Below are 22996 nucleotides of genomic sequence, written 5' to 3'. Positions count from 1 at the left end.
GTGGCACGCGCTCAGCGCGTATGCGTGGCGCCGACGCTGTTCTTCAGTTCCAGGACGACCTGCGGGCTGAGCGCGGTGCCCGCGCGGTTGGCGAACACCGTCATCTCGTAGGCGATGTTGCCCAGTTTGGCCTCTTTGCCGGTGACCACGCCGAGCACGGCGCCGCTGCCGATCGCGGAGACCAGGACATGGCCGCCCTCCAGGTCGATGATGACCTTGTTCAGGCCGCCCAGGCCGTAGTTGCCGGAGGCGCCCGCGGCCAGGCTGGTGATGCCCGAGACGATCGCGGCCAGCCGTTCGGAGTCGGCGTGCTCGCGCAGCGCCGACACGGCGATCAGCAGCCCGTCGGAGGACACCGCGATGGCGTCCACGACCCCTGCGGTCTCCGTGGCGAAACGGTTGAGCAGCCAGGTGAAGTCGGCTGCGGCGGCCCGCAGATCGGTCGGCTTGGCGTCTCCGGCGGGAGTCCCACCTGTCGACATGCTCACTGCTCGGCTCCTTCCGGAAGGTGGTTCTGGTGGTTCTGGTGGTACGGGGTGTCCTGGACGCTGATCGGGTCGGTGATCGGCTCGGTCCGGTCGGACGCGTCGGACGGCACTGTCCGGTCGGACCTCTCGGGCGAAACGTCGGGACGGCGGTCGTGCCGGTGGTCGTGCCGGCGGTCGGTCGGGTCTTCGGCGGTGGGGCTGGGAGTGAGGGGGCGGGACTCGACGGGGCGAGGGTGTTCGCCTGTGTCGCGGTGCGCGCGGGCCACGGCCGCCTCGAACTCCTCCAGCGAATCACGCACGGCATCCGCGTCGGCGGGGCGGACGGCCTGCCGCGCGGCCTGCTGGGCGGCGGCGTCGACGGTCGTCCGCAGTGTCGCCCCGCGCACCCGCCGCCGGAGCGGACGGGAGCCGTCGGGACCGACGGCGAACGGGTCGGCCCCCGCCTGCGCGGAGAGGGGACCGGCGGGACGGCCGAGCGGGGACGGTCCGGCCCCGTGGCCGACGGCGCCCCGCTCCGCCCCACGGACGGCCTCACCGGCGCCACCTGCCGCACGGGCGAGACCGCTCCCGGGGCCGGCGGGGTAGGCGTGCGGAGACGGCTCGGTACGGGCGGCGGGCTGGGACCCGGCCAGGTGGGCGGGCGACGACTCCGTCGTACGGGCGTCGTCGGCCCTGGGGCGGTCTTCCGCGTGGGCGAGGTCGCTCTCAGGGGCGGCCGGGTAGGTGTGCGGAGGCGGTTCCGTCGTACCGGCGGGGGTGGTGTGCTCTGCCGTACGGGTGTGGGCTCCGGGGCCGTCTTCCGCGTGGGTGTGGAGCGTCGGTTCGGAGGCGTGGGGCGTCGGGGTCCCGGCCCCGTCGGGGTGGGCTCGGGGGGCGGGCTCGGTTGTGGTTCCGGGCTCGGGCAGGTCGGCGCGGGTCGCGGAACCCGAGGGGGGAGCGGAACTTCCCGGCTCGGCCGCGGTGGTGGCCGGAACTCCGGGCTGCGCGGGGATGCCGGAGGACGTGGGCTCCGCCGTACGGGCCGAGAGACCGGGTTCGGCCGAGTGGCCGGAGGATCCGGTCGCAGCCGTACCGCTGGTGGAACCGGTATCGCCCGTCAGGGTGGCGGCAACGGACGCGTCGGCGCCGGTGGAGGCATGTGTCACGGTCGTGGCGGTGTCGCGCGCCGGGGACTCGGAGCCGGTCTCCGAAGGCAGCGGGGCCCCGGTCTCCTGTTCGCCGGGGGACGCGTCGCGGCGGGGGACCCGGCGGGGGAGTGCGGTCGCCTCGTCGTCGGTCGTGGCCCAGGACGGGACCGTGGACGGGATCGAGGACGACGGGGAGGGGCCGGCCGCGCGGGCCGACGGAGCGGCGAGAGCGGCGGGCGGGGCAGGCACGTCGGGGGAGCCGAGCCGGCCCGCCGGCTCCAGCTCACTCGTCGTCAGGAGCAGCGTCGACGGGATCAGCACCTCGGCAGTCACGCCGCCGCCCGGGGTACGGGACAGGGTGACGTCGACGTCCCAGCGGCGCGCCAGCGCACCGACCACGAACAGACCGAGCACCTTCGTCGGGACGACGTCGAGGCGTTCGCGGCGCACGAGGCGGGAGTTCTCCTCGGCGAGGCGCTCGGCGCTCATGCCCAGGCCATGGTCCGCGACGATGATCGACGCGCTGTCGTGGTCGGAGCCGACCACGACCTCGACGGGGCTGTGCTCGGGCGAGAACGACACGGCGTTCTCGAGAAGTTCGGCGATCATCAGTGTCAGGTCACCGATGATGTCGGGCTCCACCATGGCCTCGGTCGCGGCCCGCAGCCGTACCCGCTGGAAGCCCTCGATCTGGCCCAGCGCGGCACGGACGACGTTGGTGAGCGCGGTCGGCCCCGAGTCCAGCACGGTCTCGCGGATGCCGGCCAGCAGCATCAGGCTGTCGGCGTTGCGGCGCAGGCGGACCGCGATGTGGTCGATGGAGTAGAGACGTTCGAGCAGCGCAGGGTCGGTCTCGCCGCGCTCCACCGCGTCGATCAGCGCGAGCTGACGGGTCGTCAGGTTGCTGACGCGGCGGCCGACGTTGCCGAACATCTCGGCGACGTTGCGCCGGCTGAGCACCTGGCGCTCCAGCAGCGCGCCCGCGGTGGTCTGCACCTTGTTGAACGCCTCGGCGAGTTCGCCGATCTCGTCGTCCGCGGTGACCGGCAGCTGACGCAGCCGCGGGGAGCCGGGCTCCTCGGCGTCGTCGTCGGCGACCCGGGCGAGCTCGCGGCCCGCCACGTCGGCGACCTCCTGGGCGGCTCCCGTCAGCGCCAGCACCGGGCGGACCACGGAACGGCGGACCAGGATGGAGAAGGCGATCCACACGGCGAAGCAGAGCAGCGCCAGGCTCAGCAGCAGGGCCGCACGCCACTGGGCGTCGGCGGCGGTGTCGTCGGCCCGGTCGGCGATCTGGTCGATGAGCGAGGAGGTGATCTTCAGCCGGGTCTCGGCCTGCCCGCTGTAGTCGGGGTAGGAGGCGATGGCGGTCTGGAACGCCGCCCGGATCTCGGCCTTGGACTCGGCCTGCAACGCGCTGGGATCCACGGCCAGTTCGGCGTAGTGCTGGCCGATCGAAGCCTGCGAGGTGTTGTGCTCGATGCCGCCGAACTCCTCGGCCTGTGCCTCACCGGCGAACCGGCCGAACCGCTCGGCCTGGTAGGTGAACAGCTCGTAGGAGGCGACGGCGCCGGTGAACTCGATGAGCGCGTTGCTGTCGCCGGTCCGCGCGGAGAACACGCCGGTCTCGTACGCGCCGTGCGCCGCGTCGGCGCGCAGCAGCGAGTCGAGGAGGTTACCGGTGAAGGTGGTCGCGAGGTCGGCGTCGCGGTCCAGGCCCAGCCCGTCGATGAGGCCGTCGGCCGCACCCGAGTACGCCGGGTCGATGTTGGTGGCGGGCAGATAGCCCTGCTCGATGGTGGCCCGCAGACCGGCCAGGCCCTGGACCGCCTTGAGGGCCTGCACCTCGGTGTCCGGCAGCCGGTCGCCGAAGGCGTCGACCACCTTCCGTACCCGCGTGTCCACGTCGGCCTGCGTCTGCCGGTAGGCGTCGGTGGAGGGGGCGCCGCCGTCGAGGGACGCCTCGTGCCGCACGGAGAGCAGAATGGCCTGCTGGTGTTCGTCCTGGAGCGCGGAGACGAGCTGTGCGACCTGGGTGCTGGCGCGCACCAGCCGGGCGGCGTCCTCCGCGCGGTTGGACTCCTGCACCAGATCGACGATGAGGTACGTCAGCAGCAGCGCGATCACCGTCAGCGGGATGCCGACGAGTACGTTCAGCTTGCGCTGGAAGGGCCATCGGTCGGCGAAGCCCCGCAGGCGCCGGCGCGTGGACATCGGTGCCGTGGATGCGGTGGATGCCGACCGGGCGGACGCGTCCACCACTTTCGTGGACACCGGACCTCCTTCAAGAAGGTGTTGCAGACGTACGAGGGGCGTTCGCGTGTATGCCGACCTTCTGCACGCACGTGTCCGGATATGAACGTTACGGAAGCGGCCCCCGAACTCCGCTGTTGCCGACGCCGACTGCTGTGGCGGACGTCAACTCCGGCGAGACTATCCCCTCTTCGAACGGGTGAGCGCGTCGCCCTAAGTCAAGAATCAATTACGAAGCGGTATGCGGCGGCCTGTTGGGGGCCTCTCGGGGGGTACACAGGTGATCTCCCGATCCAGGCACAAGTGATCACGGACCGAAGGCAATCGATGAGTAATCGGTGACCCGGTTGCTCTTGACTGATCAAGAAGTGGCTGGATTGGATCAGGTCAGAGTATTTGAGCTCTCATCAACTCCCCCAGCCCGGAACGGGAACCGTGTATACCAACGCCCACAGCAGCAGGTCCCGCAGGAACCACCCAGGCGCGGCGGTCGTCGCCCTCGGGGCGGTGACGGTCCTGCTGGCGGGATGCTCCTCCTCGTCCGTCGACACGTCCGACCCGCTCGCCGGCGACAAGGCGGCCGGTGACACCGTGGTCGTCGGCTCCAACAACTTCGCCGAAAGCATCCTGCTCGCCGACATCTACGGCGAGGCCCTGAAGGCCAAGGACATCAAGGTGTCCTACAAGCCCAACATCGGCAGCCGCGAGACCACGTACGGCCTGCTCAAGAACGGTTCCATCACCGTCCTGCCGGAGTACAACGGCTCGCTGCTGGCCTACCTGGACGCGAAGGCCGCGCAGACCTCGCTCGCGACCGTGAACGCCGCGGCAAAGGCCAAGCTCGACTCCAAGCTGACGCTGCTGGAGTCGTCGCCGGCCGAGGACAAGGACTCCGTCACGCTCAACGCGGCGACCGCGAAGAAGTACAACCTCACCGCGACCTCCACGCTCGCCGACCTCAAGGGCATCGCGCCGGAACTGGTCCTCGGCGGCTCGCCCGAGTTCCAGACCCGCCAGCAGGGCATGCTCGGCCTGGAGTCGGTGTACGGGCTGAAGTTCAAGTCCTTCAAGGCCCTCGACGCGGGCGGCCCGCTGACCCAGGCCGCGCTGAAGAAGAACACCGTGCAGGCCGGGGACATCTTCACCACGGACCCGACCATCACCAAGGAGAAGTTTCTCGTCCTCCAGGACCCGAAGAACCTCTTCGGATTCGCGAACGTGACCCCGCTGGTCTACAAGAGCGGGCTCTCCCAGGAGGGCGTCGACGCGCTCAACGCCGTCTCCGCCAAGCTCGACACGAAGACCCTGCTCGACCTGGACACCCAGGTGCAACTGGAGAGCAAGGACCCGCTGGACGTCGCCAAGGCCTGGCTGAAGTCGGCCGGTCTGGGCTGACGTTCGCACGGACAGCCTTGACGGAACCGCCCTCACCGTCGGCGAGCTGATCGCGCTCGTCGACGGTGAGGCCGTACCTGCCGTACCTGCCGTACCTGCCGTATCTGCGGTTCCCGCCGTACCCGCCGTGGCCTCCGAGGCCCGTCGGCGGGCCGCTCGCTCCTGGCCCGCCAGGTCCGCGCCCTGCTCCTGGTGCGCGCCGGCCAACTCCTCGCCGGCGGCTCCGGCATCCGGCCCGCCAACGTCGACGCCTCCTGCTCAAGCGCCCCTCGCAGGGCGTGGAGCACCTCTTCGGAATGATCACGAGAGAGGCTGGGGCGGCACTCGCAGACGATCGAACAGCACCCGTGCTCTGGGCACGGCGCGCAGCGCCCTGTGCCCGTCCGCCGCGAGGAACGGCCGCGCACGGGGTTCAGACCCCGCCGAGCAGCAGGGCGAGCCCGCGTTCGACCGCCGGTCCCAGGTCCTCCATGCCCGGCGCGACAACGCCGTACGAGCGATGCAGGAAGCGCTGGAGCTGCGCCGTACGGAACCGGACCACGGCCAGTCCGTAGGGCGAGTGGAGTTCCACGACCGTGCGCGTCTGTCCGCACGGCCACAGGTGGACCTCGCCGATCCCGGCCGGGTTCTCCAGCCCCTCTTCCAGGAGCAGCCGGGAGAAGGTCCAGCTCACACCCTCGCCGTCGACCGAGACATCGCCGGGGAAGTCGATGTGGACGGCGAGGGGGTCGGCGGAGTCGTAGCGCAGGGTGACGACGAGCGGAAGTTCCTGGTAACCAGGGGTGATCAGGCGGGCGCGTGCGGACTGCTCCAGGGTTCTGTACATGATCGACTTCCCGTTCGGGTGAGGCGTTGGGCCAGTTGTGCCGAGCTGCCCTCTCGACCTCCGGTAGTGCCCGCGCATTACGCCGATACGAGAGTTACCCCATGTGACGTGCATCACCTTCTGTAATTATTTGAGTTTTTTGCCATCTAGCCTTACAAACTCATCCCCAATGCCTCATCCGCAGGTAACTGGAGCGTTCCTGCCCATGATTGACAACACCGCCACCGCCACCGCGACCGACGCGTACGCCCGCATCTACGAGGAGCAGCAGCCGCGTCTCGTTGCGTATGCGCGTTCGCTCACCAAGAGCAGCTGGGCCGCGGAAGACCTGGTCGCCGAGGCGCACTTCCGCGTGTGGCGACGGCTGTCGGCGGGGCACGAGATCGACAACGTGCCCGCGTACCTGATGACGACGGTCCGGCACCTGGCGTCCACCGTGGGCAGCAACTCGGCGCGCGAGACCCCGCAGGATCCGCAGGACGGGCCGGAGCGGCTGGAGAGGTCGGAACGGGTCGTCTCCCAGGGGCGGCACGTCGACGACCCCGCCGAACAGGTCTCCTCGGTCGACCTGTTGGTACGGGTGCTGGGCCAACTCCCCGACCGCTGGGTCAAGGCGCTGTGGCTCGCCGAGGCGGAGGGTCAGCCCCTGGCGGCGATCGGCCCCCAGATCGGTACCGGTATCAAGGAGGGCGCGACCGCCGTACTCCTCCACCGCGCCCGTGAGGGCATGCGCCAGGCCTTTCTGCGCGAGCAGCCCGGCGTCCCGGACAACACGGCGTGCGAGCCGTACTGGGTCCGCATGCCCGCGTACGTACGCGGCACCGCGACCCGCCGCCAGTCCGACCAGATCCTCGCCCACGCGGACATCTGCGACGACTGTCGCCACCGACTTGCTTTGCTGATGCGCACGAACGACCGCCTGCCCGCGCTGGTCGGCCCGGCGTTGCTGGTGCTGGTGGTGGGCGGCACGGGGAAGTACCTGCTGTCGTTCGCGGCGGGGTCCGCCGGCGCGTCGACCGCGGTGTCCGCCGCGGCCGGTCACGGTGGTGGGGTGCTGCACGCGGTACGCCATGGCGTGACCGGCGGCGCGAAGATGCCCAAGGCGCTCGCGCTGAGCGCGGGGGCGGCGGCAGCGGCCGTCGCGGTCACCATCGCGCTGACCTCTCCGCAGGTTCAGCTGCAGGAACGGTCCCGGGTCCCGCTGGCGGGCAACTCCTTGGCACCGGTGCCGGTGGCGGAGGTGCCGGCGAGGGTGCCGGTGCCTGTGCCGCTGAAGGTGAGTCCGGTGCCTGTGCCGGAGCGGGTGCCGGCCGAGGTGCGGGTCGCCTCGTCGGTGGTCACGGTGACTCGTGGGAGCGGTACCCGTGTTGATGCCGGTACGGAGACGCCCCCTGCGCCCGTTCCCGGCGCGCCGGTGGAGCCCGCACCGTCGCTGCCTGAACCTTCGGTCGAGGAACCGGTTCCGCCGGCGAGCGATAAGCCGGTGAGCGAGAAGCCGGGGAAGCCGGTGAAGCCGGTGAGCGAGAAGCCGGGGAAGCCGGAGGCTCCTGTGCCTCCCGTGACGTCGGTGGAGGTGCCTCCCGTGACCCCCGAACCCCCTGTGCCGCCGGTGGAGTCGGAGCCGCCTGTGCCTCCCGTGGAGTCGGGGCCGCCTGTGCCCCCGGTGGTGGTGCAGCCTGTGCCTCCCGTGGAGTCGGGGCCGCCTGTGCCCCCGGTGGTGGTGCCTCCCGCGCCTCCGGAGGTTCCTGCCCCGGAACCCGTCCCCGCTCCCACCCCTGAGCCAGAGCCAGAGCCGGTCGCTCCAACTCCCGTGGATCCCGTCCCTGATTACCCGGCCCCGGTGGACCCGGCCCCGGTGGACCCGGCCCCGGTGGACCCGGCTCCTGTGGACCCGGCCCCGGTGGACCCGGCTCCTGTGGACGAGACCCCCGTGGACGAGACCCCCGTGGACGAGACCCCCGTGGACGAGACCCCCGTTCCTGATCCTGGTGTTCCTGACCCCGGGCATTGCTGAACGGGCGGTCGATCGGGGCGTTTTCGGTTGAATTTCTCCTCGCCGAGCAACCTGGACACCGCTTCGCTTGTCTCACAGGTTGCTCACAGACATGGCTTGGGCGCGTGGGGTGCGTCCGTACGTAGGTCGGCCGGTCGTGGGATGTGTCCAGTCCGGTGCCACTTGACCATGGCACCGGCAGACAGACGAGGAACCGATGACCACTCAGCAGCACAGCACCACCAGCAGCAAGAGCGACAGCAAGCGCTTAAAGCATTCGGCACTCGCCGCGGGGGCCGCCTTGGCCGTCGTGGTGTCCGTGGCCGGAGCGGCCCCCTTCGCCGGGGCGGCTACGAGCGCCGCGCCCACGAAGCCGAAGCTCAGGCTCGTCTCCGCGACGGACTCCGTGACGACCCAACGCTGGGAAGGGGAACCCGGCGTCTACGTGGACCTCGGCACGTACGTCACCGTGGACGACATACCGCTGGAGTTCAAGGTGACCCGGAAGTCCTACAAGGACCCGGTGATCGCCGAGCAGATCATCCGCAAGGGCGGCAAGGCGGAGGCGAAGAGACTGCCCGCCGGCCTGGTGAAGGACTTCGCGGGCCTGCCCGGCTTCCTGGAGGTGTCGTTCAGGAACGCGGCCGGGGTGGAGGTCGCGAAGAACAAGGGCGCGTTCTGCCCGAACAACGCCGCAGGACGCATCCGCCCGGACGGCCCCGCGACCTCGCACTTCCCGGAGAGCTGCTCCAGCAACCCGTTCACGCTGGGCGGGGTGTGGGGCATCGAGAAGGGCTGGGCGGCCAACGCCAGCTCGATCGACTACAGCAAGCCGGTGGATCTGCCGGTGGGCGAGTACACGGCCAAGGTGTCGGTCGGGAAGCAGTACCGCGACCTGTTCGGCATCCCCAATGACCAGCCGACCATCAAGGTGACGGTACTGCCGCCGAGCGAGGACGACGGTGAGGGTGGTGAGGGCGGCAGAGCCGGTCTGGCCGCGCGATCCTCCGCCCACCACGCAGGGGGCCACGGAGCCCACGGGTCCCACGGAGCCCAGCACTCCGCCCCGCCCGCGTCGCACCACTACGGTCCGCGGGGCGCGGACATGCCCACTCTCCCGGCCTTCCCCAACGCGCTCGTCGACCGGGGTACGGCACACCACCTGGGTGACGGTCCGGGCCACACCGACGGTTCGCGCGTCGCGCCCGCGCTGAAGGCCGCCGCCAAGCGGCCCACGGGCAGGGCGGGCGTACCGGCCAACGTGCCCAAGCCGGACCTGCGTTCACTGCCGGCGTGGGACATCGCCATCACGGACGGCGAGGACGGGGACGTAGCCGGCAAGGACTACCTGGCGTTCAGCGCGAACGTCTGGAACGCCGGCCCGGCCCCGCTGGTCGTCGACGGTTTCCGTCAGCTGGGCAAGGACCTGATGGACGCCTACCAGTACTTCTACGACGCGAACGGCAAGCAGGTCGGCTACACGCCCACCGGCACCATGGAGTGGGACCCCCGGTCCGGCCACGAGCACTGGCACTTCACGGACTTCGCGAGCTACCGCCTGCTGAGCGCCGACCAGACGAAGGAGGTGCGCAGCGGCAAGGAAGCCTTCTGTCTGGCCAACACCGACGCGATCGACTACACGGTGAAGAACGCCAACTGGCACCCCTACAACACCGACCTGTCGACCGCGTGCGGTGAGAAGAGCGCCCTCTCGGTACGCGAGGTCCTCGACGTCGGCTCCGGCGACACGTACACCCAGTACCGTCCGGGCCAGTCCTTCGACGTCACCGGTCTTCCGAACGGCACGTACTACATCCAGGTCATCGCCAACCCGGAGAAGCGCCTCCAGGAGACCAACCTCAACAACAACGTCGCCCTGCGCAAGGTGATCCTCGGCGGCACGGAGGGCGCGCGGACGGTGACGGTACCGCCGCACGACCTGATCGACGTGAAGTAACCGGTTCCGGCCGGGCGCTGCACCTCCGAGGGGGAGAACCGCCCCCTCGGAGGTGCAGCCTGCTACACCCGCGATCGGGTGGGTCGCTCCATGGTTCCGCCGGCCGGGCAACGGCATTGTTGACCCCAACGAACCGAAGCCCGACGAACCCCGTGAACCCGACGGTTCACCGCCCCGGCCCGGAAGGACCTCTCATGAACGCCCTGCTGACCTCGAAGCCGAGCGCCCCGACGGCCATCCCGACGGACGCCCTGACGGGCGCCCGGACAGTGACTTCCTCCGAGAGCGACCTCACCCCGCTGCTCACGGCCTGGGACCAGGCCCATCCGGCAGTTACCTTCGTAGACGCGGACTGGCGGCACCTCCTGGACGAGATCGCCCACCCGCACACCACCCAGGCCTTCCACCGCCTGGCCGAGGCGGCGGCTTGATCCCGGCAACACCAGCGGCACCAGTAAAACCAGCGACAGCAGCGGCACCACCAATCCCGGCAACACCAGCAATACCAGCGGCACCAGAGGCCCCGGAGAAATCCGGGGCCTCTGTCGTGTGTGCGCACGGGGCAGGCGCAGGCCTTAAGGGCAGATAGCCCTCCACTCCACCCCCAATCGTCCATGCATGTGAACAACGATCATGTACAAGTCTATTGACGTGTCCAGGACTACCCCCCTAACTTCCGAGAGAAAGCGCTTTCCAATCCGGTCCGGCCCAACAGCTGTTCCCCCCGTCCTGGAGATGGAGAACCACGATGCAACTGAGATCCGTCATGGCGTGCGTCAGCCTGCTGGCAGGCACACTCGTCGCGCTGTCCGGAACCACGGCACAGGCCGCGACCACGCGCTACGAGGCCGAGACCTCACCGGCGGTCTGCACCGGCACCATCGACTCCGACTGGACCGGCTACTCCGGCAGCGGATTCTGCAACGGCACCAACGCGGCCAACGCGTACGCCCAGTTCACCGTATCCGCACCCGCATCGGGCACGGCGACACTGAGCGTCCGCTTCGCCAACGGCACCACCACCGCCCGTTCCGTGGGCATCATCGTGAACGGCACGACGGTCACGACGGCGACGTTCGAGGGCACCGGTACCTGGACGGCGTGGACGACGAAGACGCTGACGGTGCCGGTGGTCGCGGGCAGCAACACCATCCGCCTCAACCCGACGGCCGCCGCGGGTCTCCCCAACATCGACTACCTCGACGCGAACGTCCCGGACGGCGGCGGCACCACACCCCCGACTGCCTCAGCGCTGTACGTGTCCCCGTCCGGCACCGACAGTGCCGCGGGTACGTCGTCGGCGCCGACCACTCTCACGTCGGCGATCGGCCGCATCACCGCAGGCGGCACGATCTACGTCCGCGGAGGCACGTACAACCAGTCCTCCACGATCACGATCCCGGTGGGCAACAACGGCACCGCCTCCGCCCGCACCACCCTCGCCGCCTACCCCGGCGAGACCCCGGTCCTCAACTTCTCGGCACAGACCGAGAGTTCGTCGAACCGCGGCCTCCAACTGAACGCCAACTACTGGCACATCAAGGGCCTCGTCGTCGAACGGGCCGGTGACAACGGCATCTACGTCGGCGGCAGCAACAACATCGTCGAGCGCACGGTGACCCGCTTCAACCGCGACACCGGCCTCCAGCTCGGCCGTATCGCCTCCACCACCCCGGCCGCCAACTGGCCGGCCAACAACCTGATCCTGAGCGCCGAGTCGCACGACAACGCCGACTCGGACGGTGAGGACGCCGACGGCTTCGCGGCCAAGCTCACCACCGGCTCCGGCAACGTCTTCCGCTACGCGGTCTCGCACAACAACATCGACGACGGCTGGGACCTCTACACCAAGACCGACACGGGGGCCATCGGCCCGGTGACCGTCGAGGACTCCCTCGCCTACAAGAACGGCACCCTCACCGACGGCTCCCAGGCCGGCAACGGTGACCGCAACGGCTACAAGCTGGGCGGCGACGACATCGCCGTCAACCACATCGTCCGGCGCAGCATCGCCTACAACAACGGCAAGCACGGCTTCACCTGGAACAGCAACCCCGGCACGATGGCGGTGTCGGACAACGTCAGCATCGACAACACGGAGCGCAACTTCAACTTCGACGGCGGCACGTCGGTGTTCCGCACGAACACGTCATGCCGGAGCGGCAGCGGCACGAACGACCGGATCGTCGGCAACTCCGACACGTCGAACCAGTTCTGGTCGGGGGCGAACGGCTCCCGCTGCTCGTCCTACGCGGGCGCGCTGCACTGGTCCTTCGCTTCGGACGGGCGGCTGGTGGTGACGTTCGGAGGGTAGGGGTTTCCTATGCGCAGGACGCCCCCGGGTCGCTGACCTGGGGGCGTCTGCCGTGTCCGCAGGTCGCCGCTTTCCCCCATTCCAGCTAACTTCGTCACGGCCGATCGCTGACGTAGAACTCCGTCCATTCAATGCCCGGGACGCTGAAGTGCGCCCCGACGTTGGCAGCCGCGATGCCCATGAACTCGTGGTGGACGCCTGATCCTTGGCTGCCCAGACTCCATGGTGTCGCGATCTTCCACGCACACTCAAGGACGGTCATCAGCGCAAGTTCTGGAGTGGGGCACTGAAGCGGAGAGACCAGCCGCAACACGGCGAGCTCGGGGAACTTGCAGTACCGCTCATAGCTCTCGATGTCGACGGGGCGATCCAAGCGCGCCGCAATCCGCCCGACCACCCGCTCGGCGGCGCGGCGGTCGTTCGCGTGTACGTGACAGCGCCAACGGATTGTCTCGAACATGGCGGAAACCATACGGCCAGAAGCGGGCACTTGTGGTCCGAATCGGCCTGAATCCAGCCTTGGGGCCGCACCCCGTGCTCTCGGCTGAGCCTGGCGATCACCAAGAAGGCCGCCAAGCGCCGAGGGACAAGCGAAGCCGAGATCATCCGCCAGGGATCCACCTCGCGGCCATGGCGAACCGCGTCTGGGCCGAGCCCCTGTTCTCGCGCACCTTTGACGGCTCGGGCCGTACGCCGTCCAAGGCCGAGGTCCGCGACGCGGTGGCCGACGCGGTACGCAACCTGACGGAGACGGAGACGGACCCCGATCCGCGTTCGGGAACCGCCACGTGATCATCGTCATCGCCGACACGTCCGGGCCCGCTGGCCGCGCTGGACGCGAGTCACCCCGCGCACGGGGCGGCGAACGTGGCGATCCTGGCCGCGGGGCTCCTGGTCATGTCCCCACTCCTGCTGGCCGAGCTCGACCACGTAGCCACGCGCGAACTCGGGCGCGAGGACGCGGCGAGCGCGGTCGACGACATCCGGCGCTGGATGAGCCGGGGCCGTGTCGTCCTGCCGGAGATCACGGAGGCCCACTTGGGCGCGGCCCAGGCAGTCCGAGCCGGCGGGCGGCTAATTAGCCTGATCGGTCCCTGTGCCGAGGCCCCGTACGGGGCACCTCCCACCCGCTGCGGTAAGCCGCTCCTTCTCCCGGGAACCTCCGCCGTACCTGACCGACAGAAACAGGAGGTCCCATGTCGCACGAGGCTGCCGAGGCGGTCGATCCGAAAACCGATGCGGACGAAGAGGCACTGGAACATGCCATCGCAGCGGGTCGGTCCGGCGCTCCCCCCGGCGGGACGGACAATTCGAGCCCGCAAATCGCTCTGACCCGGTCCGACGGAAGCCCGGCTGCCCGCAGGCAGCCGAGCGGGGAGTAGGAGGCGTGCTGTGCCGCTGAGGTTCAAGAACAACTACGAGCGCGAAATCTGGGCGATGTTCGAGCGGTACCAGCCCAACTGCTCTGCCAGCAGCAACTGGCGGAAGGAGGGCTGGTGGCGGATCGGCCCCGGGGAGACCGCCGTCGTCTACGGCGGTGACGCAAAAGCCGTCAACCCGATCTGGTACGCCTACGCCTACGCGGGCGATGGCATCGAGTGGCGGGACAAATTCAAGGAGACGGTTCCGCACAGTATCTTCGAGTGGTGTTCGAACGTCTCGGACACCAACTCGCGGGAGATCCTCATGCTGGAGCTCACCGTGACGGCCCCGGACTTCACGTTCAACTTCAACCCGTAGTCGGCAGGCCCGACCGACCGATCCGGGCCGCCCGCCCCGCCCCAGGCGGGGCGGGCGGACGGTCTGGTCCGGCTCGCGGTCCGAGGTGCCACCAGGCGTTTCAAGCGGCTGAACTGCTGTGTGCGCGGCACGAGCCGCACGTGAACCAGTAGAGGTCAAGGAGGAGAAGGCCGGCCAGGACGTCTCTGCCCGGCTCGGGGCCGTACGGCGTGTGCTGGTCCGTCGGAGCGGTATCTGCTCGACGGGAAGCCCGTTGAGTTCGCCGCCTCCTACCTGCCGCTCGACATCGCGCGCGGGACTCCGATCGCCGAGGCCGATCCCGGGCCCGGCGGCATCTATGCCCGCCTTGAGGAACTCGGCCATCGCCTCGACCACTTCGAGGAAGAGATCCGAGCCCGCATGCCCTCACCCACCGAAGTCTGCGACACCGTCATGGCCGCCGACGCGTGCGTTCTGGCTTATCAACTCCCGGCCACGTGAACTCGCGGGGGCCGGACCGGTAGCCGCGAGGCAGCAGGGATGGCGGCGGTGGCGGCAACCTGATGCATTGCGCGTGCCTGACAGCCATGGTTGGCTCGCTCGGTGAAGCTTCTGTTGACGGCGAGTGGCCTGCGTAATGCGACGCTGCAAGATGCGCTGCGGGACCTGTTGGGAAAGCCGTTTGAGTCGGCGAACGTGGTGTACGTTCCCACGGCGTCCGTCGCCGAGCCCGGTGACCATGGGTGGTTCGTCGCGGATATGAACCGGCTGCACGGTCTCGGCTGGCGGGAGTTTGACATCCTGGAGTTGAACGGCCTGCCTCAACAGATGGTGCTTGAGCGGCTGTTGCACGCCGACGTCGTCTATGTCGAGGGCGGCAACCAATACCATCTCGCGCGCAGCATCACCGGCAACGGTCTGGCCGAGGGCTTCCTGGAAGTGCTGGAGAGCCGGGTCTATGTGGGGGTGAGCGCCGGGTCGATGATCTTCAGCCGGAATCTCACCGAACATTCCGCCGACGTCATCGGGGATGCTGCGGACCTGCACGTGCTGGGCGCTACGACGGTGGAGTCGCCGTTCGGGCTCTTCGACTGGTATCTGAAGCCGCACCTGTACTCGCCGGACTTCCCGGAGCGGGACGACGACTGGGCTGATCGCATCGTCGAGCGGGCGGACTTCCCGATCTACTTCATCGACGACGACACGGCTATTCGCGTCAGTGACGACAAAGTGGACGTCATCTCCGAAGGTCGGTGGCGGTTTCATCCGTGACGCAACCCGCGATGCGGGCGTCGATCTCCGAGCCGAACTCGCGTACTGCGCCTGGAACGTACCCACCGCCCGCCTGGAGGCCCGCGTGAAGTGAGCCTGGTCGGCGCGGCTGTGCTTGGCGGGCCAGGGGGGACCAAGCCCTGAGGGAAGTGGCCGCGAGGCCCTCAGTCAGCCGAGATAAGGCTGGTCGCGGTGCTCCAGAAAGTGTTGGAGGCGCAGCCGTTGGGTGTGGTGCACGGGCAGCGTGTCGAGCTCTTCCTGCGGAACGAACCGGAGTTCTGTGGACTCGTCTGAGATGGCGAGTCGGCCGCCGATGACGCGGGCGGTGAAGCAGACGTTGAACTGTCGGCGGACCTCGCCGTTCGTGTAGGCGATGATGTGCTTCGGGTCGGTGTATGTGCCAACGAGGCCTGTGATCTCGACGTCCAAGCCGGTCTCTTCCTTGACCTCGCGGACGGCCGTTCCAGGCAGCGAGTCTGTGAGGTCCATGCCCCCGCCAGGGAGCGCCCAGAGGTCGTTGTCCCGTCGGCGCTGGAGCAGGATGCGTCCCTGGTCGTCGGTGACGACAGCCGATGCTGCGACAACCATGCTGTTCGGCTTGGGTGCGTTCGGATCGTCGTAGTACTCGGTTCGTGCCACGGTCAACCTTCCTGGTGTACCGGCGTAGCTGTCGCCCACACCGCGTTGAAGCTGGCGGCGTAGGTGTCGAACAGGCCGCCTTCCCTGCTTCGGCGAAGATGCCACACAGGCGCGCCATACGCATTCACCCCCCAGACGTGGGCGTTGACCAACTGCTGGTCATCCGCTCGGTAAAGGGAGTTGTAGAGCGTGGTCCCATGCGTCCGGACTGCGATGTTCGGAGTCCCGATCAGAGGGCGGTAGTGCATCAGGGCCAGTCGGCAGCGCGACTCGATCCCGTGGCCGAACTTCTCCTCCTGGCCGCGCGCATGGACGTTCTCACTGTCAGCGTCACCGACCGCGATGCGGACTGTGCAGCCTTCAGCCGCCCGTTCCCGCAGCAGATCGTTCAGCCGGGGGTACGCCTCGTGCAGGAAGACGGCCGCGTACACGAGCACATCGATCTGCTCACGGGCCTGGGCCAGCATGTCCACGAACGTGGATATGGGGAGGTCCGCCCGCTGCTCGTAGAGCGCGACCAGTTCCGGGCTTATCGCGCGGGCAGAACGAGCCTGCCGAAGCGCCGGCCACAGTGCGTGCACATCTTCTCCCAGGGCTTCTGCCGCCTGAGCAGCCGTGGCACGACGCGGTGTACGCCCGAGATTCACCCAGCGCTCAACCGACTTGGGGTCGACCTCGACGGCCTTCGCAAGGGCGGCATGCGTCCAGCCTCCGGCCGCCATGACAGTACGTAGTCTCTCGTTCGGCATGAGTTTCCCCCCGCTTCTTGGGACGGCGCTAGGGACGTTCTACCCGATGAAGGACGTCCCCAAGTGGGGTTTGTGGGAGGTTCCTTCGTCCTGCTGACCAGCGTGAGGATCACAGACGACCCTGCGGCACCTTGAACGCCGGGGCAACGATCCACCTCGCTGAGGAGCGTCAACGTGCCGAAGAGAAGCGCCTGCCCTCGCACCCCGCTACTTCGGCTGCTGCTTTCGTTCTCTGGACGCCATCGTGAGGCTGGTTCATGGTCCGATACTCGAACGCTGAGCCCAACGACGTGGACAACGGCCCTGGATGCGACCGGGTGGCCTCGGTGATGTCCCCCGACTTCAATGCGGAACGGAGCCAGACACAACTGCCGGTGCAGACCCCGATGGTGGACAGGCGCAACGATCAAGTCGGCCTCGTCATGGGCCACACAGGTCCGTACGTCCAGCTGCGACCTCCGCGGGGCGGCAAGGAGTGGGACGTCCCATCCGGGGAACTGCGCCGGCCCACTCAGGCAGAGGAACTGAGCGCCCAGGTGGCTATGGCCAACGGGCGGTGGGGGCTGTGAGTACACGTGCTGTCCTTCGGTATGAGATGTGGACGCTCGAACCCGACCGTGAACCCGACGCTGAGCCGACGACGTACGCCATGCAGTGCGCGGTGGACGGCGAGACGTCGCCTCTGAGCGAGGACTTCGTCGAACCGCAGAACTGGGTGTTGCGGCACTGTGGTCAGCATCCGTCGCACCACACCTACCGGGAGGTCATCACTCGGCCGTGGCGCTCTTGGAGACGGATGTGATCCGCCGTGCGGTGGGCTGAGCGGCGCGTTCCCCCGAGCCGCTGCTGATCACCAGGCTCCCCAACTCCTGAGGCTGCGTCGTGGGCGTTGCCCGCGCTTCAGCCCTGGTCCCCTCTGAGATCCCCGCCGTCCTTACTGGACAGAGCCGGTCGAGATGTTCCCCCGATCGTGAGAAGCCCGGTAGGGGCGGGTCCCCTTGTAACTCATCAACAACGTCAGCGTCCACCCCGATCAAGGAGACACCTTGCACGCGACCACTACTCCGCCGACCTCGCCCCCGTGGGGCATGCGCCGTATGGCCCCCCTGCGCAACGGGGAACCAACTCCCTGGCAGTACGCGGGACTTGATCCGCGGACGCAGACCGGCCGCTGGATCGGCGGCGACGGTCGCATGACTCCGGTCGAACTCGGTAAGCACGGTACGTCCGTCAACACCTACCCGCCCACCCAGGTCGGCAAGGACGGCAAGGTGGACGGCGATTCCGGCCACGACGCGACCCAGGACTAGGAGACGTGCCCGTGGACGGACGCCCGGTGCTGGTCTCGACCGAGCACGAAGACGCGACCGCCGACCTGGTCATCGCGGAACTGAACCGGCGCCGGGTGCCGGTCGTGCGCCTCGACCCCGGACGGGACTTCCCCGACTCGGCGGTCCTGGCCGGCCGCCTCGGCCCGGACGGGTGGGGCGGCACACTCACGGTCGGAGAACGCTCCGCTCCTCTCGACGCAGTACGCGCGCTCTACCACCGACGCCCCAACACCTACAGCCCGGACGACGGCAGTCAGGAGGCGGGATACACCGCGCGGGAGAACCGGCGCGGCTTGGGCGGTGTCCTCGGCGCGCTCCCTGACTGCGTCTACCTGAGTCACCCGCAGGTCATCGCGCGCGCCGAGTACAAGCCCGCCCAACTGGCCGTCGCACAGCGCATCGGCTTCGTCCTTCCAGTAACCCTGATCACCAATGACCCGACCGAGGCCAAGGACTTCGCCGCCCAACAACCCACGCTCTACAAGCCGTTGCACGCCGCCGCGTACGACGTCGACGGCGAATCCGCGGGAATCTGGGCCGCCCCGGTGGAGCCAGGGGAACTCGACGGGACCGTGAGCCGCTGCGCTCACCTCTTTCAGGCCGTCGTACCCAAGACGTGTGATGTGCGCGCGGTGGCCGTCGGCGACCGTGTGTTCTGTGCCCGTATTGCCGCGCCGCCCGGTGTGGTGGACTGGCGCGCGGAGTACCGGAACCTGCGCTACGAGGCGGTGGAGTGCCCGGACGAGATCCGCAGCGGTCTCCTCGCCTTCCTCGCGGGCTTTGGACTCCGCTTCGGGGCCTTCGACTTCGCCGTGACCGCCGACGGAATCTGGTGGTTCCTGGAGTGCAACCCCAACGGCCAATGGGCCTGGCTGGAGGCGGCGGTTGGCCTGCCCATCACGACGGCCATCGCCGACCTCCTGCAGAACGGAGAATCCTCACGTGACTGACCCCGCATCCGCCGAGCGACTGCGTGCCGACCTCGTGCAGGACCTCATCAAGGCCGGCGCCCTGTGCACCCCCGTCTGGGAAGGGGCCGTGGCCTCAGTACCTCGTGAGGCGTTTCTGACGCATGGCTGGTTCGAGTACGACGACCGCTGGTATTGGCCCACGTTCCCCGCCGACTCCGTCGACAGCCTGTCGCGCGTCTACGAGGACGAAAGTCTCGTGACCCAGGTCGCCGGAGCCGTCTTTCCGGACCAGGTGGAGGGTCGTATCTCCGCAGCCCCGTCCTCCTCCTCGACGATGCCGAGCCTCGTGGTGCGCATGCTGGAGGAACTGGACGTCACGCACGGCACGCGCGTCCTCGAAATCGGTACAGGTACCGGCTACTCGACCGCCCTGCTTGCCCACGTCGTCGGCGATGACAACGTGACCACGGTGGAAGTGGATCCCGAGGTTTCCGCCCGGGCCGGCATGGCACTCGCGGGCCTCGGCTGCCATCCCTTGCGTGTGGTCGGGGACGGCTTGGCCGGACATCCTGGCGAAGCGCCGTACGACCGAGTGATCGCTACCTGCGGAGTTCGTACCGTTCCGGTGACGTGGATCGAACAGACCCGTCCCGGCGGACAGGTTCTGGTTACCGTCGGCGGCTGGATGCACGCATCCGAACTCGTGCGCCTCACCGTCCACGACGACGGCACGGCCAGCGGGCCCGTCCTCGACGGACACGTGTCCTTCATGCTCGCCCGGCCTCACACCCCGCCCCCGCTCGGTCTCCTGCCCGATTTCAGTGAAGCGGAGGCGGTACCCACCGTCCTGGGCGCCGATGCGCTGGACGACTGGACGCCACGTTTCATTGCCCAGTTCGCCGCGCCCCGAGCCCAACTCCTCACCCTGCCCCGCGACGGTGGCATCGACCAGGTCGTCATCGACGTGGAAGCCCAGGTGTGGGCGTGTGTCTCCCAGGATGCGGACGGGCGGTGGACGGTCCGGCAGGGAGGACGTGAACGGCTCTGGGACGACATCACCGAGCAGGTCATGGCCTGGCGCGCGGCAGGCGAAGCGGCAGCTGGACGTCTCCGCCTGCACGTGGGCCCCCGAGGGCAACGCCTCTCCTGGGACTGACCTTCTGCTTCTGGTGCGTCGACAGGCGGCCGGTCGGTTCGAGAGCTGCGGTCGTACAGGCCCAAAGGCCTGACTCTCGACGCGGATGTCAGGCAGCGCCGCTGATGCCCGGGGCGATGAAGCGCCTGTAGAGCGGGTGGAATTCGGGCTGGGGGTCGCTCTGCACGCCCAACTCGCCCTTGAGTACGGGTTCGATCCTGGTGGCGATGAACTGGCCGAAGTGCTCCTCCGACTCCCAGATGTCCAGCACGTGGAAGCCGTCGTCCGCGAACCACGCCACGTGCAGCACACACCCGTCGGGGGGCTCCTCTTCCCAGCGGACCTTCTTGCGCACCGCGTCGTACAGGTCGGGCGTGATCTCGGGCCAGACAAAGGTCATCGCGACTGCCATGAAGGTGCCTCTCAATCGCCTTGGCGCGGTGCATCCGCACGAGTGTGTGCACGACGACGCTAGGCAGCTCAGGCCGGCCGGGCACTTCGGCGCGGGCCGTTCGGGTAACCGGCCCGTGGGCCGGCGTGGGCTCGGCGCCTCCGTGGGCTGGGATTCTCGTTCTCGTGTGGCAGCAGTCGGGGCCGGAGGCCTTGTCCGATGCGTCGGCCCTCGACGGGACCGCGCGACCGACCCGCTGCGAGGGCCACTATGTCGCGGCGTTCGCAGCGGGTCGTCGGTGCTCTGTGCCCGGTGGGGTTTCCCTCGGAGGGCAAAACCTACTTGAGGTTGAGTGTTTGGGTTACGGAGGTGGGCTTGGCGGGTATGTTCGGCCTCTTGATTGTGAAGTTCTTGTTGAATGTTTGCGTGTCGCCATTGTCGTCCACGCAAGTGACCGTGGCGGTGGCCGCCAAACCCTTCGGCAGCTTCGGAATCTGCGTGAACGTCAGTGAGTACGTCTCTTGCTCGTCCTCGCCGGAGAGGTTGTCCGCCTTGGCATCCTTGCCCTTCGGCGTTATCGACACGTCAGTCACCAACGCATCCGCGAATCGCTCGCAGCTCGCGGTTCCCGTGACGATGACCTTGTTTTTTGCTGGATCGGCGTGTGCGGTGCTGGTCGCTGTCGCGGGAACCGCGACTACCAGCGAAGCCACGGCCGTGGCGGAGGCGAGCCTTCTTGTCCTGCTACTGAAATCCCGCATTGCAGTCTCCACTCGTCTGCTTCGGGCCGCGCTGACGAAGACGTCGAGCTGGGTGAATCCGGGCCACGGCGTCTAATTCGCCACCTGCGGTGTGCCGTCGCGTGGGTTGACGCGCCTGCCGCTGTGGGCCGCGCAGATCTCGCACTGCTCTGCTCGTGCGTGGGGTCGGTTGTGCTGCGCATGGGCTGGCGCTGAAGTGCTGCTTGTGCCGGTGTGTTCTGGCGTCCGACGCCCATCGATCTGCTTGCCGCCTGCGACTGCTGCGGCTGTGGCGCTTGCAATTCGACCGTAGCGAGCCCGGGGTGGTGTGTCCACTTTTGGGCTAATCGATGCGATTGACGCCTCAACTGTCGCAACAACGCCCCGGGCTGCTGTCCACTTGCTCAGGGCAGGATTCCCAGGCTCCCGCAGTTCGATCTCGCCGGCTTGCCCGAGAGGCGGTCCGTCAGCCACCTCACCGCGCTGCCCTGGTCCGTGAGGAGTGGGGCGAAGTGGTTGAGGAGGGGGCTGACCACGTTCGGGAGGATCACCGGTCTGTACGTGACGTCCGCGCCCTTCGCGCACCAGTCCGCGGCCAGGCGGCGGGCCTGGGCGTGTGGAACCAGGTTGTCGCTGATCCCCGTTGCTATGCGGATCGGGCTCGATGGTTCGAGGTTGCCGATGCGCTGGCTGTTCAGGAAGGTCTGGAGGGCCGGGGTGGACGCGATGATGTCGGAGATGGACTTGCCGTCCGTCGTCCATTTCGTGCTCTTCGCGTAGCCGTAGCCGAGCAGGGCGTCGCCCACGCACATCGTCGACAGGTCGGTCAGGGCTGCTTTGCCCTTCGCGTTCAGGTGGGCCTCCGCTATCGGCTTCAGTGTCGGGTCCGACTGGAGGAAGCCGTTGAGCGACCAGGCCAGCGCGCCCGCCAGTTCGCTTCCGTCGATCGCCTTCGTGGTCGCGGCCAGGTCGGCCGGTGGGGCACCCGAGTAGGTGCCGGCGAGGGTGATGTCGGGGGCGTAGGCAGGCTGGAGTTCCGCCGCTGCCGCCGTTGCTCCGCCGCCCTGGCTGTAGCCGAACAGGCCGACCCGGGACTCGGAGGTGACCGACGTGCCGGGGAGGGAGCGGGCGGCGCGTACCGCGTCCAGCACCGCGTGGGCCTCGTCGAGGCGGTTGACGTACGTGTGGAGGCGGTCCGTCGCTCCCAGGCCGGCGTAGTCCGTGACGACGACCGCGGCGCCCGTCGCCAGGAGGCGGTAGATCGCCACGTCCTCGTAACCGACCGACACCGTACGGCCGTTGAGGAGCAGCGGGTTCTCCAGGCCCAGGGAGGCGGCGCACTGGTCGCCCTGGCCCATCGTGCCCGGGGCCACCGCGACCAAGGGGCGCGGCCCGCCTCCCTTCCAGGTCGCCGTCGGTTCGATGTACGCGCCGGTGACCGCGACCGGGGCGCCGTTCGAGTCCGTGGACTTGTACATCAGGCGGGTTGCCCGGCCGGGCAGGGGGCCGTCGAGGGTGGGGAGGGAGATGGCCAGGGGGAGGGGTTCGGTGCGGATCACCGCGCCGTTGGGGGCGGGGAGGGTGGCCGGCGGCGTGTAGAACGCCGGGATCTCCACGCCCCGGGACACGACCGTCTCTGTCGAAGACGCGTCCGCTGCCGTGGCTGTTGCTGTTGCGTACGAGAGCGCCTGAGCGCCCAGACAAGTCGCAGCGGTGACTGCTGCGGCCAGGAGCCGTCTGCGTGCGGGCATGGCGA

Annotated in this window: 21 protein-coding genes and 3 pseudogenes; 15 read left to right on the top strand and 9 right to left on the bottom strand. The window is 68.8% G+C overall.

The window, feature by feature from the left end:
- Positions 1-11: 11 nt before the first annotated feature.
- Complete coding sequence (locus tag OG734_RS22155) at positions 12-488, bottom strand: roadblock/LC7 domain-containing protein (RefSeq protein ID WP_330289264.1); 477 nt, start codon at positions 486-488, stop codon at positions 12-14.
- Entirely contained in the window at positions 485-3889 is a 3405-nt protein-coding gene (locus tag OG734_RS22150; RefSeq protein ID WP_330289263.1) for a HAMP domain-containing sensor histidine kinase, read from the bottom strand. The genes OG734_RS22155 and OG734_RS22150 overlap by 4 nt, the downstream gene beginning before the upstream one ends.
- A gap of 414 nt (positions 3890-4303) precedes the next feature.
- Between OG734_RS22150 and OG734_RS22145 the strand changes: the two genes are divergently transcribed.
- Positions 4304-5263 carry an ABC transporter substrate-binding protein gene (locus tag OG734_RS22145; protein WP_330289262.1) on the top strand — a complete coding sequence of 320 codons (960 nt, stop codon included), beginning with the start codon at positions 4304-4306 and terminating at the stop codon, positions 5261-5263.
- Positions 5264-5675: 412 nt separating this feature from the next.
- Here OG734_RS22145 and OG734_RS22140 read toward each other — a convergent pair whose 3' ends face one another.
- A complete protein-coding gene (locus OG734_RS22140; RefSeq protein ID WP_330289261.1) occupies positions 5676-6089 on the bottom strand; it encodes an SsgA family sporulation/cell division regulator in 414 nt (137 codons plus the stop codon).
- A gap of 205 nt (positions 6090-6294) precedes the next feature.
- On the opposite strand from OG734_RS22140, the gene OG734_RS22135 reads away from it, so the two are divergent.
- The 4 genes from OG734_RS22135 to OG734_RS22120 all read left to right on the top strand — a co-directional run bounded on the left by OG734_RS22135 (position 6295) and on the right by OG734_RS22120 (position 12353).
- Complete coding sequence (locus OG734_RS22135; RefSeq protein ID WP_330289260.1) at positions 6295-8103, top strand: sigma-70 family RNA polymerase sigma factor; 1809 nt, start codon at positions 6295-6297, stop codon at positions 8101-8103.
- Between the two features lie 196 nt (positions 8104-8299).
- A complete protein-coding gene (locus tag OG734_RS22130) occupies positions 8300-10039 on the top strand; it encodes a lysyl oxidase family protein (protein ID WP_330289259.1) in 1740 nt (579 codons plus the stop codon).
- Between the two features lie 194 nt (positions 10040-10233).
- The gene (locus OG734_RS22125; protein ID WP_330289258.1) at positions 10234-10470 is read left to right on the top strand and encodes a hypothetical protein; all 237 of its coding nucleotides are present in this window, start codon (positions 10234-10236) and stop codon (positions 10468-10470) included.
- Positions 10471-10787: 317 nt separating this feature from the next.
- Positions 10788-12353 (top strand): carbohydrate-binding protein, encoded by a 1566-nt coding sequence (locus OG734_RS22120; RefSeq protein ID WP_330289257.1) that lies wholly within the window; start codon positions 10788-10790, stop codon positions 12351-12353.
- A 94-nt stretch (positions 12354-12447) separates the two neighbouring features.
- On the opposite strand, the gene OG734_RS22115 is transcribed toward OG734_RS22120, so the two are convergent.
- Positions 12448-12813 (bottom strand): hypothetical protein, encoded by a 366-nt coding sequence (locus tag OG734_RS22115; RefSeq protein WP_330289256.1) that lies wholly within the window; start codon positions 12811-12813, stop codon positions 12448-12450.
- A gap of 51 nt (positions 12814-12864) precedes the next feature.
- Here OG734_RS22115 and OG734_RS22110 point away from each other — a divergent pair.
- From OG734_RS22110 to OG734_RS22090, 5 genes and pseudogenes are all read left to right on the top strand, one after another.
- Positions 12865-13145: pseudogene (locus tag OG734_RS22110) on the top strand (hypothetical protein).
- Positions 13142-13439, top strand: a pseudogene (locus OG734_RS22105) (PIN domain-containing protein); the annotation flags it as partial. The pseudogenes OG734_RS22110 and OG734_RS22105, both read left to right, overlap by 4 nt.
- 306 nt (positions 13440-13745) lie before the next feature.
- Complete coding sequence (locus tag OG734_RS22100) at positions 13746-14093, top strand: DUF1036 domain-containing protein (protein ID WP_330289255.1); 348 nt, start codon at positions 13746-13748, stop codon at positions 14091-14093.
- Positions 14094-14235: 142 nt separating this feature from the next.
- Positions 14236-14573: pseudogene (locus OG734_RS22095) on the top strand (UTRA domain-containing protein); the annotation flags it as partial.
- Positions 14574-14675: 102 nt separating this feature from the next.
- Positions 14676-15344 carry a Type 1 glutamine amidotransferase-like domain-containing protein gene (locus OG734_RS22090; protein ID WP_330289254.1) on the top strand — a complete coding sequence of 223 codons (669 nt, stop codon included), beginning with the start codon at positions 14676-14678 and terminating at the stop codon, positions 15342-15344.
- Positions 15345-15512: 168 nt separating this feature from the next.
- Here the strand turns inward: OG734_RS22090 and OG734_RS22085 are convergent, their stop codons facing one another.
- Positions 15513-15983 (bottom strand): NUDIX domain-containing protein, encoded by a 471-nt coding sequence (locus OG734_RS22085; RefSeq protein ID WP_330289253.1) that lies wholly within the window; start codon positions 15981-15983, stop codon positions 15513-15515.
- Positions 15984-15985: 2 nt separating this feature from the next.
- Positions 15986-16732 (bottom strand): helix-turn-helix domain-containing protein, encoded by a 747-nt coding sequence (locus OG734_RS22080; RefSeq protein ID WP_330289252.1) that lies wholly within the window; start codon positions 16730-16732, stop codon positions 15986-15988.
- A 329-nt stretch (positions 16733-17061) separates the two neighbouring features.
- On the opposite strand from OG734_RS22080, the gene OG734_RS22075 reads away from it, so the two are divergent.
- From OG734_RS22075 to tgmC, 5 genes are all read left to right on the top strand, one after another.
- The gene (locus tag OG734_RS22075) at positions 17062-17301 is read left to right on the top strand and encodes a hypothetical protein (RefSeq protein WP_330293745.1); all 240 of its coding nucleotides are present in this window, start codon (positions 17062-17064) and stop codon (positions 17299-17301) included.
- Positions 17208-17534: a DUF7848 domain-containing protein gene (locus OG734_RS22070; protein ID WP_443064892.1), complete on the top strand. Its 327-nt coding sequence runs from the start codon at positions 17208-17210 to the stop codon at positions 17532-17534. The genes OG734_RS22075 and OG734_RS22070 overlap by 94 nt, the downstream gene beginning before the upstream one ends.
- Positions 17535-17778: 244 nt before the next feature.
- A complete protein-coding gene (tgmA, locus tag OG734_RS22065) occupies positions 17779-18042 on the top strand; it encodes a putative ATP-grasp-modified RiPP (protein ID WP_330289250.1) in 264 nt (87 codons plus the stop codon).
- Between the two features lie 11 nt (positions 18043-18053).
- Positions 18054-19013, top strand: a complete 960-nt coding sequence (tgmB, locus tag OG734_RS22060; RefSeq protein ID WP_330289249.1) for an ATP-grasp ribosomal peptide maturase — start codon at positions 18054-18056, stop codon at positions 19011-19013.
- Entirely contained in the window at positions 19006-20130 is a 1125-nt protein-coding gene (tgmC, locus tag OG734_RS22055) for an ATP-grasp peptide maturase system methyltransferase (RefSeq protein WP_330289248.1), read from the top strand. The genes tgmB and tgmC overlap by 8 nt, the downstream gene beginning before the upstream one ends.
- Positions 20131-20218: 88 nt before the next feature.
- Here the strand turns inward: tgmC and OG734_RS22050 are convergent, their stop codons facing one another.
- The 3 genes from OG734_RS22050 to OG734_RS22040 form a co-directional block, all read right to left on the bottom strand.
- Complete coding sequence (locus tag OG734_RS22050) at positions 20219-20521, bottom strand: hypothetical protein (protein WP_330289247.1); 303 nt, start codon at positions 20519-20521, stop codon at positions 20219-20221.
- 317 nt (positions 20522-20838) lie between these two features.
- Entirely contained in the window at positions 20839-21261 is a 423-nt protein-coding gene (locus OG734_RS22045; RefSeq protein WP_330289246.1) for a hypothetical protein, read from the bottom strand.
- Between the two features lie 383 nt (positions 21262-21644).
- Positions 21645-22991 carry an alpha/beta fold hydrolase gene (locus tag OG734_RS22040; RefSeq protein WP_330289245.1) on the bottom strand — a complete coding sequence of 449 codons (1347 nt, stop codon included), beginning with the start codon at positions 22989-22991 and terminating at the stop codon, positions 21645-21647.
- Positions 22992-22996: the final 5 nt, after the last annotated feature.

This window comes from Streptomyces sp. NBC_00576, from assembly GCF_036345175.1.
GTDB lineage: Bacteria > Actinomycetota > Actinomycetes > Streptomycetales > Streptomycetaceae > Streptomyces.
This window is presented reverse-complemented; position numbering and strand designations above follow the sequence as displayed.

Bases quoted from the DNA above. Each gene is read 5' to 3' on its own strand.
- OG734_RS22140 (WP_330289261.1), bottom strand. From the start codon at position 6,089: ATGTACAGAACCCTGGAGCAGTCCGCACGCGCCCGCCTGATCACCCCT.
- OG734_RS22135 (WP_330289260.1), top strand. From the start codon at position 6,295: ATGATTGACAACACCGCCACCGCCACCGCGACCGACGCGTACGCCCGC.
- OG734_RS22130 (WP_330289259.1), top strand. From the start codon at position 8,300: ATGACCACTCAGCAGCACAGCACCACCAGCAGCAAGAGCGACAGCAAG.
- OG734_RS22125 (WP_330289258.1), top strand. From the start codon at position 10,234: ATGAACGCCCTGCTGACCTCGAAGCCGAGCGCCCCGACGGCCATCCCG.
- OG734_RS22120 (WP_330289257.1), top strand. From the start codon at position 10,788: ATGCAACTGAGATCCGTCATGGCGTGCGTCAGCCTGCTGGCAGGCACA.
- OG734_RS22115 (WP_330289256.1), bottom strand. From the start codon at position 12,813: ATGTTCGAGACAATCCGTTGGCGCTGTCACGTACACGCGAACGACCGC.
- OG734_RS22080 (WP_330289252.1), bottom strand. From the start codon at position 16,732: ATGCCGAACGAGAGACTACGTACTGTCATGGCGGCCGGAGGCTGGACG.
- OG734_RS22075 (WP_330293745.1), top strand. From the start codon at position 17,062: ATGTCCCCCGACTTCAATGCGGAACGGAGCCAGACACAACTGCCGGTG.
- OG734_RS22050 (WP_330289247.1), bottom strand. From the start codon at position 20,521: ATGGCAGTCGCGATGACCTTTGTCTGGCCCGAGATCACGCCCGACCTG.
- OG734_RS22045 (WP_330289246.1), bottom strand. From the start codon at position 21,261: ATGCGGGATTTCAGTAGCAGGACAAGAAGGCTCGCCTCCGCCACGGCC.
- OG734_RS22040 (WP_330289245.1), bottom strand. From the start codon at position 22,991: ATGCCCGCACGCAGACGGCTCCTGGCCGCAGCAGTCACCGCTGCGACT.